Genomic DNA, 17,060 nt, shown 5'->3' on the forward strand with positions numbered 1-17,060 from the left:
TAGCCATCGGGCGTTATCCCGCGAATGGCTTGGCCATAACCGTGGGCCTGTGCCCGGCGGCCGAAAATAATCGTAGGCTAGCGTCAACGGCTGATTTACCCGACTTGAACCGATCGCTTTGACAAAGTGCTAGCCCGCCATCGTCTCCGCCGCTACTTCCACCCGGTCCGCCCCCAGCACCCGCGTTACCAGCACCCGCGTTCCCGTGGGAAGCTTTTCATGCGGGGTCATCGCATCGTATTCCATCGTGCGGTTTTGTAATACGACCTGCACCTTGCCCAGACCGCTATTCTTGGGCGGGATGGTTAAATAGACGATCGCGGGTTGCCCCACGGCCCGCTGAATATGCACCGTCCCATCCGCGCGCAGCCGATGCGCTAGCCGCAACAAGTATTGCACGCCGTACATCGACATCAGTCCGCTGCCGACCGCCACCACCAAGGTTTGCAACTGCGGCCAACCCGCGGATGTGCCGACCATGCCGATTAAACCAAAAAAAGCGATAAACGTGACCACGGTCCGAAAAGTTAACACGCCAAAAAACCAGCTCGAGCCATGCTGCTCGTGCCCGCTGTCATGCCCCTGCCCCCCGTGGGCGTCGCCGCCTAGACCGCCATTCCCTCCTGGATGATCCAAATGGCCGTCCCCGGACAGGCTGGCATCGCCTAGGCCGTCGGTGTGCAGGTCAAAATCCGACCCCTCGGCGCCACTTAGCCCCATCAGTGTCAAGGCAAACTGGCAGACCAAGATCGTGCCGCCAATAATGGCGCAGAACAAAAAAATTAGCATTAGCATAATACTGGCAACTCCCAAAATATTGCGGTCAGGCGAAAAGTAAGCGATATCATGTCAAACAATAAATGGACATGATAACCGCAAATTTTATTACCCCCTTATTCGCGATTCCTGGCGCGATCTTGGCGGAATTCGCCCTGAACCCGGATGAAATTACTCTAAACCTAATCAAATCCGGTGCTTATGTCACGTCAAAGATTTTACAATAGTTCACCGCGGATGCACGCAAATTCACCCCGCAAGCAATCAAAATATGTCAGTTTCTATTTTTATTATTCCGACTTTTACCACACCTCCTGATAAAGGGCCAAACAATCCTCCTTCGTCAAGGGGCGCGGATTATGGGCGGCGGTCCACTGCTCCGCCGCTTGTTCGGCCAATCGGGGCAATTCGGCTGGATTGACATCCAAGTCGCGCAACCGATCCTTTAACCCCGCCAATCCGATCCGCGAATGGACAAACTCCGCTAGGCCAGCGCTACCAGAACTAGCAGGGGGCATTTCGGGCAAACCCGCGGCCGCAGCCAATAGATCATGATATAAGGGGTCAAATTCTCGTCCGTTGTAGCGAATAACGGCGGGCAGAACGACCGCGACAGCTTGACCGTGGACCACGTCATATCGCGCGGTAAGCGGATTTGCCAGGGAATGCGCTCCGCCCAGCATGCTGTTTTCGATGGCCAACCCCGCCAAGCAAGCGCCAAGCTGCATGGCCCCGCGCGCCTGCAAATCGTCCGGCCGCAGCAGTACTTGATGTAGATTTCCCGCCAACAACCGCCATGCCTCGCGGGCAAACATCATCGACGCGGGATTACGCGACTTAGTGACGTAGCTTTCCACCGCGTGTGAAAGGGCGTCGATCCCGGTGAGCGCCGTCACCCGCGGTGGCTGCGTCAATGTCAGTTCTGGATCTAATATCGCAATCCGAAACGCCGCTTTCTTGTCGCCGCAGGCCATTTTCACGTGGGTGTCGGGCGTGCTAATCAGGGCAAAGGACTGCGCTTCGCTGCCGGTCCCCGCGGTCGTGGGGATGCCGATCATGGGGAGCAGCCATTCGCGGGCCTTGCCAATTCCCCAGTAATCGCGGATTTCGCCCCCATTCGTAAATAAAAAATTGATCCCCTTGGCGCAATCCATCGAGCTTCCCCCGCCCATGCCGATGAGCAAATCGGGTTGAAAGTCACGGGCCACCGCTAACCCCGCGGCGACATGCTCGGTCGTGGGATTTTCGCCAACGCCGGAAAAGATCTCGGTAGTTAGCCCTGCCCCTTGTAATGAATTGATTGCCTTGGCCGTGTGGCCAGCCTGGCAAATTCCCGGATCGCTGACCACCAACACCCGTTTGGCTCCTAGCTTTTGCGCTAACTCGCCAACTTGCTGTATCACTCCGGGTCCAAAGACGATGCGCGTGCGAACCTGCAAATCAAACGGTGTCATGCGTAGGCCGGGGATCAGGGATTAGCGGGAAAAAAATTGGCTAGATTCTTTTGTGAACAGGGATTGCGGCAACTTATAAGGAATTGGACGGGGCCACGGGCGGGTATCTGCCCCTTCTCGGTCGGTTTTTTGGCGGGAATGGCCCCCTTAACCGCGAAAATGGCAAGGTCGGGGTTAAGGCATTATATCCATTTACCCCCGCGACCGAGAGCCGAACTTGCCGACCGCTTCAAAGGAACGAGCGTCCTTGCTAAACTGACGCTTTACCCAACCGGACAGGATTGTCGCGTTTTCCGCGGATTATTCTCACCTGTTTTAAATCTTTACCCACGAATTGTTGGTCCATGAGCAAAAACTCCCTGAAAATTGCGGTCATTCCTGGCGACGGCACCGGCCCCGAAGTCACCGCCGAAGCCCTGAAGGTATTGGCCGCCATTGCCAAATTAGAAAATTTTTCCTACGAAACGACCACGTTTGACTGGGGGGGAGAACGCTACCTGCGGACCAAGGAAACCTTGCCCGCCGGGGGGGCGGACGTCCTGCGTAAATTTGACGCGATTTACCTGGGGGCGGTGGGGCATCCCGACGTGGCACCGGGCATCCTGGAAAAAGGGTTGCTGCTGGAACTGCGTTTTCAGCTTGACCAGTACATCAATCTGCGGCCGGTCAAGCTCTTTCCGGGGGTAGAAACCCCGCTGCGGGACAAAGGTCCCGCCGATATCGACTTTGTCGTCGTGCGCGAAAACACCGAAGACCTGTACGCCGGTATCGGCGGTTGGCTCAAAAAACACACCCCCGACGAAGTCGCCCAACAAACCGCCATTTACACCCGCAAAGGGTGCGAACGCTGCATCCGCTGGGCCTTTGAATACACCCGCAAACGGAACAACCCCAAGGGCAAAATGTTAACCCTGGTCGCCAAGACTAACGTCCTGACCTATGGGCATGACCTATGGTGGCGGACTTTTCAGGATGTCGCCCGCGAATACCCCGATGTCAAGGCTGACTACAACCACGTCGACGCCTGCTGCATGTGGATGGTCAAGTCACCCGAATATTATGATGTGATCGTCACCACCAACATGTTTGGAGATATCATCACCGACCTGGGGGCGATGATCCAGGGGGGCCTGGGCGTGGCGGCGGGGGGAAACCTCAACCCCGACCCCGGCGGTGTCAGCATGTACGAACCAATGGGTGGCAGCGCCCCCAAGTACACCGGCCAAAAAGTGATTAACCCCATCGCCGCGATCAATGCCATGGGCATGCTGCTAGAACATAGCGGCCAACCCCGCGCGGGCCAGCGGATCCTGGACGCCGTGATGAAAGTCACCGGCACCAAGATGAAAAGCCAAGCCGCCGGCAAAATGGGACACTCCACGCCCGAGGTGGGGGACCTGGTCGTGGCGGAACTATAATAAACTGGTTATTCATGCGGTGGATTTGCCTTTTGACGGCGGCAGTTGGGGCCGCCGGAGCTTTTGCATTTAGGGTCACTAAGCAACGCCAACGTCTGGCGGTGTAGTAAATCTTATAGCCCGATGCGGCAAGATACTTCGTGATGTGCGACGCATCCTGGGAACGGCATGTCGTGCATTTCTCCCTCTCCCGTTGGAAACATTCCCTTTTGTAAAAATTACCTATTGGGAAATGGGAATGGATGCGTGGAGTTTGGAACTGTGGAGTAATGGAGCTGTGGAGTTTGGAGGAGTAGAGAAACGGAGTTTGTTAGCCACACGCACACCGGAGCACGTTCCCCCGTAGCGGAGAGTTTTACTCGCCGTTCCCCTCGTACCGACGCGTTTTACTCGCCGCTTCCCCCGTACCGACGCGTTTTACTCGCCCTTCCGGTCTTCAAACTCAGACATCTAGCAATCTGGTATTTGTTTTCACATTTCAGTGTTATTGCCGCGAACTTTCCTGCGGGGATAACCGTCATCACCAGTGGCTAAGCGCTGCCATTTCACCCGACCACCCCACCGGGCTTGGGCTAGTAGGCGGAAAGCGGTTAAATATGCCGAGAGGCCTGTTCCGCTCCTTCCTGTTTTGTCACAGCCATCGATGCGAGAAGGGTAAAACACCCAAAAGGCGCTGGCCCACGGTTTTTGCCGCTTTCACCGTGAGCTAGCTCCAACGGTATATTTGTAAACCTAGCGATGTCGGATCCCCGGGAGGCTAACGTGGTAGAATAGGGAAATTACGGCAGGTTTACAAAATATTTTGTCGCATCGGGCGGATTGTATCGGTTATATTTGCCCCGCCAGCCTGGATGAAATTTGGATGGGCAAACGGTAATTCGAGGCCGCTTGCAAGGTGCCAAAAACCAAGTAGAATAACATATTCTGACAACCGACCGCCGGGGCGGGCCACCGGGCCAGTCCCCAAATGGCAGTAACATTCCCCTGTAGCTCAGTCGGTAGAGCAAGCGGCTGTTAACCGCTGGGTCGTAGGTTCGAGTCCTACCGGGGGAGCTTGTACGTTTGTATAGTGTCCGACAGTGTCCAATACCCCACAAATTGTGGGGTTTTTTTGTGGGTCCGTATCGGTACGGATACCTTGCGAGTCTATAAGTGTGCCGGAAAGTGTGCCGGACAAACCAGCTTGTTCTAGGTAATCGGCATCGGTAATGGTTCGGTAAAACTCATCCGCCACTTTGCCAGAGTGCCCGAGCCAAGCTTCGGCCAGATACCCTGGGTTGCTTTTGATAAGTTCCGTAGCTCGGGAGCTTCTAAGATTCTGGAATAACATCGGCCAGGGGGTGATCCCCGCCCGTTCAATAATCCGGGTTAATCCCGTCCTGAGATTCGATTTTGCCCCTTTGCTTAGTTGGAATACTTTAGCATCGGGCTTTTGTTGGGGTTGGCCGGGTTGCTCAAATAGGGGGGCTAATTCGGCTTTTAACTCGGGCCAAAGGGGAATAAACCGTTCGGCTTGTCCCAAGTGATGCTCAGTCTTACGGCTTCTGATTCGTACCTTACCTAAATCCCAAAATACATCCCGCCAAATCATGTTTTCCAATTCACTGGGCACCCGTACCCCCCCTATGCGGGCCATTGCAACAATCGCTCGCCATTGCTGATTAGGGCACTTATCCAAGAGCTTGGCGTATGTTTCCAGAGTGATAAAGCACCGCCGTTGCTTGTTGGATTTAACAGCCAATCCTTTGAGCACTCGGAATGGGTTCTGTGTGAGAATTCGCTGTTCAATGGCATGGTTTAGGAATTGTCTGGCACGGCTACAGTTTCGCCGCACCGTATTTATTCCCTGCCCAAGTTCGGTTGCCAAATATCGTTGAAAATGACGGGCATCCGCTTCGGTTAAAGTGGAAATATCCTTAACATCCCCGAAAAGCTTAATTAGCTCATCGGCTACAATCTGCAATTTGTACTTTGTTCCCGGTTTTAGGTCCGTTCTCCCGGCCAAATAAGCCCGTAGGAATGGGCCTAGCTGGGTTTTGGCCTGATCCTCTAGTAAACCTAGCTTCACAAACCGAGAGCGTAAATCAGCCGTTAAATCGACCGTCCAGGCCAGGGTATCCTTAGGCAGTTGGTAGCCCTTTTTGAGGGCGTGCAAGATGCTGTCGATATGTTCCGCCGCCTTATTGGCAAACCGCTCGGGCACCCTGCCTAGCCGGATTGTGTGCCGCTGCTTATCTAGGCCCACAAAGAGCACCCGATAATTCCCGTTTGGTTCTCGGTTCACGCTTGCCATTTTTAATGTTCCGTTGGGTTGTTTTTGAATGTTCGTTAAGGGTGACAGTGACAATACCCTAGTTTTACGCCGAATTAAGGGGGTTCTGTCACCGGGGCCGCTTGGTTAGTTGTAGTTTGAGGGTTGCTGTTAGTCTCTCTAGGGCTTGCCAGCTAAGTCCACGCTCGCCGTTGTAAAACCGGCTTAATGTTTCGTGTGCTATCTGGGCGTCCAGGGCAATTCTGTAACGAGATCGCCCGTCGGCATCAATTGCTGCAATTAGTTGTTTCGCTAGTGTTGGGTATCGTGCCATAACACAATTTTACGGGGCATTTGACTATGTGTCAAATTGTCTATTGTGCTATTCGGTATTCATCCTGAGGTAAATAATTGATTATCGGTTGTGATTTTTCGCAACCGCACTCCCTGTTCCCGCTCGGGTAGTACCTTCAAATAACTATGTCACTCTCCCCCCCTGGGGGTTGTCTTTTCAGTTCCGCCACTTCCGCCAAGAAAGCCATAATCCCCGTGTTATCCGGCTCCTGTCCCGCCGCTTCCAAGAGTAAATTGTTAACGTCAATTTCATCCCCCACCGTGTTAAACTGGGTAGTTTTCGGTTCGGGGTTGGAAAGTGAATTTTCACACTCTACTACGGGTGACAACTGACAATACCCCCTTAACTCTGGGAAATAATGGGGTATTGTCACCGGGGCCACGGTTGGGGCAGGGTTCGGGGGGGGTTCTGTCACCACTCCCGCCAGCACAAATTCGCGGGTTGGTTTCCCGCCTCTGGGGCCAGGGGGCACCGGTTCCCAAGTGCCAATTTTAGAATCGGTCAATTGCTGTAGGAAAGCTTCCGCCGCTTCCGCTGTAGCAAATCGCTTGTCCCGCCGCATAAGCTCCCGCCCGGTTATCCTGCCGCCGTTCCGTTGGATTAGCTCAAAGGTTCGTTGGCAATCCCGTTGCTCGGGGCTAAGTGCCAATTGCCCATAAAGCCGGGTTGCTTCGAGCTTGAACCACTCCACCAAACGAATAGCCCCTTCGAGGGCCTGCTCGCCCACTTCCCGGGCGTGCGGGTTGCTGGTCAATTGCAGAATGAGAGCCAGCCGGGGGGCGTAAGCTTCGAGCTTGGAAAATGCCGCCGCCAGGTTCCCCGATAAATCAAAAGTCTCCCGGTTGTGGGCGTTATAGAAGTCCCGCCAAATCGGCTTGGCATTGCTTGCCAGGGTCAACTCCACCGGTTCAAGTTCGCTATCGCTGGGTTCGGTTGTGTGAATCACCAAATCCGTTCCGCTAAAATCGTGCGGTTTAAACTGCCCGCCGCTGACAAAGCTCAAATCCTGCAATTCATAAATCCGCTCCCGCATCGGTTGCTCAAACTGCAAGGGCGGGTGGTCATCCCGCCACACACACAACCGGGCCGGGGGTTGGCAGAATAGCAACCGTGCCGCCAGTCCACTCGCCAGTTCATGCCGCCCAAAGGTCGCCGCCAAAGTTTCGGGCTGAGTCCCGCCAAAAATGCTAATTGCCGTTCGCGGAATATGGGTTGTCCGCTGGGCATGGCTCGCCCGGTCGATTGTCACGCTGTCGCCATTCCATAGGCTGAGCCACCGGTTAAGGTCGCCGCGTGAATCTTTCTTGTATTCCCCGAAACTGAGCCAGCTTCCAAGTTCCTCCGAATAGCGGAGCACTCCCTTAGGGTTCTCTTTGAGAATCTTGGCCAAGGTTTCAAGCGTGCAATCCTCAACCAGATAACGCCGGGCGGTTGGCGGTTGGGGCTTTTGTGGGGGGGGTTCCCCGTCCTGCTTGGTATTTTTCTTCCACGTTGCAAGCTCCCGTTCATAGAGCGTTTGTTGCTCTTGGTATTCCGCTTCGAGGCGTTCATGCTCACGAAACTCTACGTCTTGCCGCTTCTGTATCAGGTTCTTAATTGCGATTAGAGCCGGGCTTTTCTTTCGTCCGCTTTCACCCAATACCGCTACCCAGAGTATAGGGGGCACCGTCCAGCTTGGGGTTAATCGTAACCGCCGCGTTGCACCAATAGCACTCCCAGCTAATGCCAAGAGGGGCAAAGCCACAAAGCTTTCGTCACACTGGACACTTGCCGCAAGCTCCCGCACATAATTCCGCATTACCTGGGGCAGAGCACCCACGGGAAACGGCACCCAATCATTCGCGGGCTTCACAATCGGGGCAGTTGTGGGCTTGCCGTTTAGCATCTCCCGCCACGTTCCCGCTGTCTTTTTGTCACGTTGCTTTTGTTCATACTCGGCTTGCCGCTGGGCCTTTGCTTCCCGCCAGTTGGGTTCGAGAATATCCCGCAAATCTGTCCAGCTTTTGCCAGAGCACGAATTGTGAAAGCAACCCGCACTAATCCCGCCGCCATCAAATTGGATAACGCAACACTCGCCCTTATCGTGTTGAGAGTTCCAGGGGCAGGGGATAAGCTTCCAAAGCTTACCCCGCCCATTTTTCCCCGCGTAGTCGCTGGGGCCTTGTACCCGCCCGCTATAGTTACGCAAGAGGGCTTCGAGGTCGAATTGCCCGTTGCTGTGATAGCCGTTGCTGTGAGCCACCTTGGCGGGTTGCTGGGGTTGTGGAGCCAAAGCCGCTACCGCTTCGAGCTTGTCGAGGGGCACGGGTTCGAGGGCATCGGGCACCACAAGAATTTTGCTCTGCCGCCACGGCCTGGGGGGCGTGAGCTTGTCGCCGTCGCGGTCGCCTTTGCAAGCCAAACTTCCATACCACCGCCAAATTCGGGCCGGGTTAAAAACGCTGCAATCCACTTTGCAAGTTTCGTCATCCCACTCAGCCGCGATTGCTTCGAGCACTTTCTTAATTAGCCCGTTATCATCGGCGGGCAGGTCCACTCTATAGAGCAAGTGCCCACCGTTGCCAGAGTCGGCCACGATAGCGGGCGGGAATTGGAATGTTTCCCACAACCAATTATCAATTGCGTTTATTCTTTCCGCCGCCGCCGCGTGTTCGGCATCGCTACTGCTTGTTTCCGCAGGGCGGGTTGGGTCCACGTCAACCAAGAGCCACCGCCGGGCGACAATATCGCCATCACTGGCCGATTTAATTCCGCTGTTAAATTTGTTCACCGCCCTTTGCAAGAGGCCGGGCTTAACTGGGTTGGGTGTGCAATAAGCCCCTTTCCAACTCACAAACCGCTGGGCGTCTAGGGCTGATACCGCTTTAGCCGGATCATCAAAGTAGCCCGAATATACGCTGCCCCGCCGGTCGCTTGGCGTCGTGCCCGCCAGGACACGAATTTCAAAGCATTGCCCGGGTTCGGTAATTGTTTGCAGGGTTCGCAAAATATCGTCTGGGTTGTATAATTTCATGGGTCAGCTTCCTTGCTCGTTTGGGTTATTGAGGGCCAGCCGGTTGCCGCCGGTTGGCTCTCTTGCTTTTGGGTCGGGGTTCGAGGGGGATTACCGCTTGCTCATTGCAGAGCTTTTCTAGCCATGTTTTCAGGGCAGAGAGCGAATAAAAAACTCTCCCGCCAATTTTGCAGAATGGCACTTTCCTTTGCTTCTGCCACTCGGCCAAAGTAGATTGAGCCACGCCAAGAATCTTGGACGCTCCCACCGCATCGGTGCCTATTCTTTTGGCTTTGACGGGTTTCACCCGCCGCAGGGCTTCGAGGGCTTCTTGCTCGTTAAGCATGGGCCACCGCCTGCCCGGCCTGGGCCTGAGAGAGCCGCTCACAAAAACGCCGCACCGCTTCCCGGCTTGTTGCCCGATGCCCGCCGCAAAGAGCGGTTTCAAGCCGGACACCGTGCACCCCTTTATGGGCATACCTGTAAAGAGTGCTCAAACCGATTTTTCGCCCACGGTTCGCGGGAAAAAGTTCCGCCGCTTCATTCAACCGCACAAGTTCCTCATTCAAAATTTGCATCGTTCTAGCTCCTAAAAAAAGAGTTCAACAAACGGCCACAATCATGCCGCCTTTGCAATGATAAAGCCCACCCAGCCTTAATCTGAGAAAAATCGAGATTCGGTTATTCGATTTAGGCGTTGATGCTGCAAATCAGCCGCCTTTGAGATGATAAGGGGGCGATATAGCTGCTAATGAGAAAAATCCAGAGTGGATTTAGGGTAGAGATTAACGGGCCAAAGAGAGTGCCGCACCCGGCCGCTTTTACTCCACGCTCTTGGATGCAATGTTTTCTTGCCGCCGCCGCTCATTGGTTTCAAGAAAGCTTTCGTGCAACTGCTCGGGCGTGAATTTCAGCTTGCGGTATTTTTGGGCAACGCAAATATATTCCCGCTCCTCCCGGTCATTGATAAAGCAATAAATCTCCGCTGGGGTAACGGTTGTTTCATATACCGCTGGGTTCGCTAAATAAGGGAATCTCCCAGCAAACCACTTGGCGGTTTCGAGGTCATCCGTCCAACTCACCCCGCGTACCTGTCTCTCCCGGGTTGTCCCTGCAACTCCCCGATATAGCGTGAATGTTTCACCTGGGGGCAAAGCATCACCCGCTGCCAAAAGCTTTTCCCTGCCCCCTAATTCAAGCATCCAAAGTTTCATCCCGAGAGTGAAGCTTGAGTTATTTGTGCGTGGGGCTACGAGGGCATCAATCAAGGCTGTTTCATACATCCCTTGCTGCCAGAGGGGGCGAATGTTTCTATAAACAAAATCCAAATTATGGTGATTCGCCATCAAACATAACAAACTTTTCGCATCACGATTACGGATTGCATCCTGTGCCCGCTCTTTCGTCTTTTCCCTCCCCGCTTCAAATTCTGCCCAAGTGCCCGATTCACGGATTGCCTTTAGAACTAGCTCACTGGGCATAGGGGCAATATGGCTCAAATCCCATTGCAGTTCGTTACCCCCTTCCACCTGTGCTAGTTCGGCCAGCCGCTTCCGTGTATTCTCCGCTTTAAGCATTGTTGCGAATATCATGCATCACCTTGCCTAAGAGGTAATGCGGGCGTTGCCGGGCAGGGAGCTTTGGCAAGGGAAAAGCTTCGACCTGCCACGGCAACTAAGATTACGCTCGCCGGTTTGCAACCCGACAGAGCCACCGCATATACAGTATGACACTACTGGACGTTTGGTTACAGTCCCCCCGCCAGCACCCCCCGATACCGCACCGCAAAGAATCTCAATCGCGGAAGTGGAAAGTCGCAAGAGATTCCGCGATTTTTTTCGACCGCATGTTAAAATATGGCCAGAAAGTACCTTGATTAAAGGGGTCCCCCCACCCCCCCCCCTATCGCGGGTCCTACCGCAAAGAATCTCAATTCGCGGTCGATCAGAATCCTGCAAAATTGAGCAAAATTCGTTCCGGCGTCCCCCCCGCGTTTCACCTGGGGGGTCGGGGGGGCAGTCCGCGCTGTAACCTGGCAGTCAAGTAGGCTTGGTTGTTACCGCGATTCAAGGTTACGTTGTCACCTTGATCCTCTTTGGCCTCATTGCTTTTGCGGTCGCCGCCATGTTTTCCCAGTACTGTGCGAAGTGACTGGCCGCGCTTGGCGCATAAAAAACCCCCTGCCTGAGAGAAAACAGGCAGAGGGCCGCACCAGCTTTAGCACATCGGGACAGCGAAACAAAGTCGGAACAAAAACGCCACCCGAATCGAAACTGGAATCTTGCGGGGAATGTCCACCCGCCGTTTTACTTTCGTCGCGTTGGCGGCAATCGCAAATCCGCCACCATTCGTTTCAAGGCGTCCAGGCGGCTTAGGCCAGAGGATTCAAGTTCCTCCACCCGTTTGGCAGTCCCATCAACCGGCTTGCGTCGGCTAAACGGTTCGGGGTTCGGCACGTGCTTTATCGCCCGGGGAAATGGCATATACTTTGGTTCGCGGTAATCACTCATCTTTTATGCTCCTATGAAAAGCCCCAGCCGTGAGCAAATCCCACGGCCAGGGCCGGTTAAGTTAAAGGGTCCAATCCGTACCGCCGTTGTGCCGCAACACCGCCCGCCAATCCTTGTGCCTGCCGGGCAAGAGCGAAACGCTGCCGCCGGATTCCTTAAAAATATAGGCACCTGGGGCCGCGTCATCATCTACAAAAGGGCAAACCGTGTGCGGTTCGCTTGGGGTTCGGCCAGTACCGCAAAGCCAAATTCGATGGGCAATGGAACGGGGTTGCTCGCCAATGTCGAGTTTCCACCGCCTACGGCTTTCATCCCCTTTCACGCCACAAACAATCAGCACCGCCGCCCCAGAATTTGCCGCCTGTTGGGCCAATTCTAGCCAGGGTTCGGCGCCATCCGGGCCAAGTTTGGCGGGCGGGAACAAAGCCAGAATTGGGAAGTTACTGGCCAGTTCTTGGGCATCACTCAAACTTGCAAAAAAGAATCGGGACGGGTCGCCGTTGTTGGCTAAAATCCCGCTCAAATGGGCGTTGGGATCGCCACCGACTAGCAAGCAATTCCCGCCGCTATCGTTTTTTGACAAAACAAACCGGGCGAGGTCTGCCCCGTAGTGTTTGGCCGTACTGCTAAAAGCCAAATTCACAATCAAATTAACTTCACCTGGGGTAGCTAACCGGCTTAAGTCGCGGGTTAAATTCCTAACCATTCCGGCCAAACTCATAGCCCGGGGGGCTTCGAGGGTTGCCACGTTTGCCGGTTCAAGCTCGAGCACCTGCTCCACTACGGGCAGGGCGGGTTCAATCACTTCAAAGTCATTCTGGGGTTTCTTAGGCATGGTAAATTCTCCTGGGGGTTGGGGGTTTAGGAATTCACTTCTTGGATGTAAGCACTCCGCAGTTCGGGCCGGGTTTTAGCCAAATGGCTCGTTGCTTTCGATTTCGGCATGCCCTTGCTGGTCAACTGCTCAATTGCCGCTTCCCATGCCGCTTGGGCCGGGCGGGCCTTGGTGCCGGGCTTTTCGTGCCGTGCCCCCTGCCGGGCGTTTGCCGCCGCCAAAAATTGTTGATGCAAAAGCGGTTGCTCCCGCACCAACTTGGCGGTCAACGCTATTGGCGATAGTCGCGGGTTCCGCTCCCGCATCAAATCGAGGTTCGCTTGCCAAAGGTCGGCAATGTTCTGGGTATCTGACATCTAACACCAATCCATTTCTGCCCTGAGGGCAATCAAGAAAAAAACTACCGCGAATCCGTCGCGGACACGGTTGCGGGTGACAATACCCCCATAACTCCCGCGTTTTCGGGGGTTATGTCACTGTCACCGCCTAAAGAGTTCTGAAAATCACCACTCGGGGTGCCCTTTGAGAGGGCACTTAACACAATCGCCAAGACTTGCTGGCGGGTATCGGGGGGGAGCCGGGGCCAAACTTGGGCTAAATCCGAGAGTTCCGCTTTTAGTGTGCCGGAAAGTGTGCCAAATAAATTGGCTATTTGACGTAAGTGCTTGTCACAAAAGAGGGTTATAATTTCCCCTTCGAGTCCTACCGGGGGAGCTTTTTCACCCACATCGCGAACCAATGGGTTCGCGGTTAACACGGCCCCCTCTTCGGCCGCCCCGGAGACAGGGCCGTTTTCATTCGGGGAGTGCGCTTTTCCCGGCATGCCGAACTCCGGGAAAATGGCCATCGCGTACGTTCCGCCCTGTGCCAAAAATAGTGTAACCCCAAAAATGACGCAATCGAATCTGAAAAATCGTAAGCCTGAAGAGGTGGGAACGCCATTACTCGCTGACGACCCATGAAGAATATGCAATTATTCCACCGCACACGAGCGCCGAACCACAGATTTCCCCGCTCGGCGCGTACGGGTTGCACAGTTGATCTTCGCATCGCAGATCGTCGCGCCGGTTGCCATCAGCGTCCATTAAGCCGCCCGGCGACTGTAACTTTTCAACATCCCGCCGAGTCGTTGCCGGCAGCGAATTTCGTGCAGCGAGACTACTTGGGCATTGCTGTTAACTCACTTGGCATAATTTGTAACCCGTCGGTTTCGGTTTTTGCCACCGAAACCGCCTCGAACTACGTAAGTTCAGGCCAATTCAGGAGTTAGCAAAATCGCAAAAGAGAGTATTGTTACGAAGAGGGTCGGTTTCGGGGAGCTTTCTTATTTTGCGGAATTTCCGCCGACCTACGGGTTGCACTGGAACTTGTTCCGGTGTGCGCAGCACAAGAAGCCCACTGGATGTAGCGGAAATATTTGTAGAAATGCTTCTTGCCGCTGCGCGGCCAAGGAACAAGTTCCTTGGGTACCCTTGCGAATCATCTGGGCTACCCGCTGACCGCCGCGGACAAGGCGCGGGGCTACCGCACCATCGCGCTGGCCGCCGAACTCTTTGGCGATTACCTGCTGACCGCCGGCGTTGGAACACTGGCCAAAGGGGCGAATTGGCTCGCCCGCACGTTCAAATACGCCGATAATGTCCACGAGGTGGCGTTTGCCGCCGATAAGCTGGGGGACGCCAGCCGGGCCTTGCGGCAAATCGACACGTTCACGCCGGACGGTTTGGCGACGTTGGCCAAGGAATCGCCCACTGGGGCACTCTCAAAGCTCGACGACGCCGGGCGGTTGGTGGCCCAACACCCCAATGGTAGCCCAATCGGGGGTCAAGCGACTTCCCGGTTCGTTGACGATTTGGCGGATAGCAGGCTGAAAATCATCAACAATGACGGCTGCTTCCCGGCTGGCACGTTGATCAATACCTCTGCGGGACTCAAACCGGTAGAAGCAATTATTGCCGGGGATGTCGTCCACGGGTTAAATTTGTTGACTGGGCTTTGGGAAAGTTGCGCGGTCACCAATACCCGCTCGCTCAACTATTCCGGCAAACTGGTCCGGCTGACGATTGATGGTGAAACGCTACGGGCGACTGCCCATCACCCTTTTTGGGTCGTTAGAGGAGAGGATTTGGACCGTCGGCCCCCACCGGAGCATTGTCCGGCCTTGCCCGAGGGAGCGGCGATCATCGGCCGCTGGGTGGACGCCGCATATCTACTGCCGGGGGATGTGCTGCTGACCCGAAGCGGTGCCGCTGCGGTTAAATCCCAGGAATGCGTTTTGCGGGCGATTGCCCTGGAAGACGCCCTCTGCCAAGTGTATAATTTCACCGTCGATGACCTGCACAGCTACACCGTCGGACACGGCGAAGTGCTGGTGCATAATGTGATTAGCTGTGATGGCTTTGTGTCGCTGGAAGCAATTAATGCGGAATTACGACTCAAGTCCTTTGGCCGTACTCCTAATGCAACTGCTTTTGAGCGAATAGTAGCGGGAGGTGTACCAAACAAAAGGCCTTTCGATGAATTTCCATGGAGTAATGGAAAATGGGGCAACCGAATTCCTGACCATTATATTGAAACTACAGGCACAATCTATGAAGCAACGACATTAGATTGGAATAGTATTGACTTTAGCAATCCCCATTCTGATAGCTATCTTCGGTATTTAAGTAAATTACGTCAAGCGGAACAAGATGGTTGGCTGTTAAACAATCTTCTCGAAATCAAAAATATTGAGTGGTATGGGTTGACTATATTACCGGAGACAGGGAGAGCTTCTGAGTTGACTAGGATTTTGCGTAAGCATGGAATCTCTTACTATGTATTGGAGCTTTAAAATGCTTGATTACAAATCAGTTCTAGCCAAGTTTAGCGAGCATGGCTTTGCTTTGAGTTTTTTCGAACCACGTTGTATGCAATTTGTCATAACACGTGCTATCACAAACTCGCATTTTGAGAGAATAAACTTTCATCATAATATCCGAGGTGATAAGATCGCCGCTGGATTAGAACTAACAATTGTTCCAGGACGAACTGCATTAAAAGGGCTTGGGTACTATAGGTCTTTTATAGAAGCAGCACAAGACAAATTGACAGGATATAGTTCTCTTGATTCGAAAGCAGATCGTAGTGCATTTATTGATCGTTGTGAAAAGGAATATTTTTCCGCCATAAAGCAATTTGCAGGAGATTGTCTAACAATTTTGCTAGATAACAGTAAGAACGCAAGGAATGCAGCTGCAAAGTATTTGGAATATCATCCAAACGTAACTTATACTTTCAATATAAATGAACAAGTGAATCGCATTTTAAATCAACAAGTTGTCTGTATTCCAAATGGCGAATTGTGTTACAAGCAAGCAATTGCACTAATTGCACAATACTGCGGAGTCGTAGAAGGAGATCCGAATTGGTTGACAAAAAGAACCGTATATTCACACAAACGTGAATTAATGGTACGGGTTCAAATTATGGCAAGCCGTATTGCAAATGAACCAGGCTGGGAATTTTTCAGGGCAATCGCTTAAATGAGTTCCGCGCGCCCCGTGCCAAAAATAGTCGCGTGACTTTTGCAACAAAAATGGTTAGTGAAATCTGAAGTTCCTGTGACGAAGATCGCAACAAATCGACAGCAACCAGCACTAAAAGAACCGTGCGGTGATGGATTTTCATCCATTGCGCGCACCGATAGCGCGGTTAAATTGGGGAAAAGAGACCATGCTCAAGAGACGTCACGCCGTGCGACGGCTGTAACTTTTGAGCAATCCGCCCAACCGCTGTTTGCAGCGGATATCGTTCAGCGGAACAGCCTCGTCCCGCCGGTTGCCGCACGTGGTCTTCGGCCGCCCGGGTTGCTTCGTGCGAATCAAAAGTTCATTTTCGATCCCCTCACCCTGATGTGGACGTTCATTGTGATAATGCTTCAGCGTTAATCCGCCTGGGCAGTTTTGTAACCCGGCGGCTTTGGCATTCGCCACCAAATCCGACTCGAACTATACAAGTACTGACTGAATCAGGAGTTAGAAACATCCCAAAACAGAGAATCGGTTCGTAAAGGGTGTGGCCCGGGGAGCTTTTCTTATTTTTTGCGGAATTACCGCCAATCGACGGCTTGCACTGAAACTTGTTCCCGTGTGCGCAGCATAAGAAGCCCACTGGATGTAGCGGAAATATTTGTAGAAATGCTTCTTGCCGCTGCGCGGCCAAGGAACAAGTTCCTTGGGTACCCTTGCGAATCACCTGGGCTACCCGCTGTATTTTGCCGATTACGAGATTCCACTCAAGACTATCAATTACAGAAGTACTCAATCATTGCAGGATTTTTTCACTAGGCGGACCCTAATCTGAAACGCAATTTATGTCAATAAAATAATTTCCCGCAGGGGGAATTGGGGTTGTAAAAAACATGGCTGGACGTTACTAGCGGTGCGGGTATCTGACATCCACGCCACTGGGAACGGAGTTCCAGCCA

Annotated in this window: 13 protein-coding genes and 1 tRNA gene; 5 read left to right on the top strand and 9 right to left on the bottom strand. The window is 53.6% G+C overall.

Annotated features, from left to right (window positions below):
- Nucleotides 1–129 precede the first annotated feature (129 nt).
- Both SFX18_06855 and SFX18_06860 read right to left on the bottom strand, forming a co-directional pair.
- On the bottom strand, nt 130–789 hold the full coding sequence (locus SFX18_06855) for a hypothetical protein (GenBank protein ID MDX1962853.1): 660 nt from the start codon (nt 787–789) through the stop codon (nt 130–132).
- 290 nt (nt 790–1,079) lie between these two features.
- Nucleotides 1,080–2,231: an iron-containing alcohol dehydrogenase gene (locus tag SFX18_06860; GenBank protein ID MDX1962854.1), complete on the bottom strand. Its 1,152-nt coding sequence runs from the start codon at nt 2,229–2,231 to the stop codon at nt 1,080–1,082.
- Between the two features lie 344 nt (nt 2,232–2,575).
- On the opposite strand from SFX18_06860, the gene SFX18_06865 reads away from it, so the two are divergent.
- Both SFX18_06865 and SFX18_06870 read left to right on the top strand, forming a co-directional pair.
- Entirely contained in the window at nt 2,576–3,649 is a 1,074-nt protein-coding gene (locus SFX18_06865) for a 3-isopropylmalate dehydrogenase (GenBank protein ID MDX1962855.1), read from the top strand.
- A gap of 980 nt (nt 3,650–4,629) precedes the next feature.
- Nucleotides 4,630–4,702, top strand: a tRNA-Asn gene (locus SFX18_06870).
- A 1,668-nt stretch (nt 4,703–6,370) separates the two neighbouring features.
- Here the strand turns inward: SFX18_06870 and SFX18_06875 are convergent.
- The 7 genes from SFX18_06875 to SFX18_06905 all read right to left on the bottom strand — a co-directional run bounded on the left by SFX18_06875 (nt 6,371) and on the right by SFX18_06905 (nt 13,415).
- Nucleotides 6,371–9,268, bottom strand: a complete 2,898-nt coding sequence (locus SFX18_06875) for a YfjI family protein (GenBank protein ID MDX1962856.1) — start codon at nt 9,266–9,268, stop codon at nt 6,371–6,373.
- A gap of 317 nt (nt 9,269–9,585) precedes the next feature.
- A complete protein-coding gene (locus tag SFX18_06880) occupies nt 9,586–9,825 on the bottom strand; it encodes a DUF1580 domain-containing protein (GenBank protein ID MDX1962857.1) in 240 nt (79 codons plus the stop codon).
- A gap of 243 nt (nt 9,826–10,068) precedes the next feature.
- Complete coding sequence (locus tag SFX18_06885) at nt 10,069–10,839, bottom strand: hypothetical protein (protein ID MDX1962858.1); 771 nt, start codon at nt 10,837–10,839, stop codon at nt 10,069–10,071.
- Nucleotides 10,840–11,553: 714 nt separating this feature from the next.
- Entirely contained in the window at nt 11,554–11,757 is a 204-nt protein-coding gene (locus SFX18_06890) for a hypothetical protein (GenBank protein ID MDX1962859.1), read from the bottom strand.
- 61 nt (nt 11,758–11,818) lie between these two features.
- Entirely contained in the window at nt 11,819–12,592 is a 774-nt protein-coding gene (locus SFX18_06895; protein MDX1962860.1) for a hypothetical protein, read from the bottom strand.
- A 26-nt stretch (nt 12,593–12,618) separates the two neighbouring features.
- Nucleotides 12,619–12,948 (bottom strand): hypothetical protein, encoded by a 330-nt coding sequence (locus tag SFX18_06900; GenBank protein ID MDX1962861.1) that lies wholly within the window; start codon nt 12,946–12,948, stop codon nt 12,619–12,621.
- Nucleotides 12,949–12,992: 44 nt separating this feature from the next.
- Entirely contained in the window at nt 12,993–13,415 is a 423-nt protein-coding gene (locus SFX18_06905) for a hypothetical protein (protein MDX1962862.1), read from the bottom strand.
- Between the two features lie 639 nt (nt 13,416–14,054).
- Here SFX18_06905 and SFX18_06910 point away from each other — a divergent pair.
- The 3 genes from SFX18_06910 to SFX18_06920 are packed head-to-tail and all read left to right on the top strand — an operon-like array spanning nt 14,055 to nt 16,521.
- The gene (locus SFX18_06910; GenBank protein MDX1962863.1) at nt 14,055–15,425 is read left to right on the top strand and encodes a polymorphic toxin-type HINT domain-containing protein; all 1,371 of its coding nucleotides are present in this window, start codon (nt 14,055–14,057) and stop codon (nt 15,423–15,425) included.
- A gap of 1 nt (nt 15,426) precedes the next feature.
- The gene (locus tag SFX18_06915) at nt 15,427–16,116 is read left to right on the top strand and encodes a hypothetical protein (GenBank protein ID MDX1962864.1); all 690 of its coding nucleotides are present in this window, start codon (nt 15,427–15,429) and stop codon (nt 16,114–16,116) included.
- A 42-nt stretch (nt 16,117–16,158) separates the two neighbouring features.
- Nucleotides 16,159–16,521 carry a hypothetical protein gene (locus SFX18_06920; GenBank protein MDX1962865.1) on the top strand — a complete coding sequence of 121 codons (363 nt, stop codon included), beginning with the start codon at nt 16,159–16,161 and terminating at the stop codon, nt 16,519–16,521.
- Nucleotides 16,522–17,060 lie beyond the last annotated feature (539 nt).

The organism is Pirellulales bacterium, from assembly GCA_033762255.1.
In the GTDB taxonomy this organism is placed as follows: domain Bacteria; phylum Planctomycetota; class Planctomycetia; order Pirellulales; family JALHPA01; genus JANRLT01.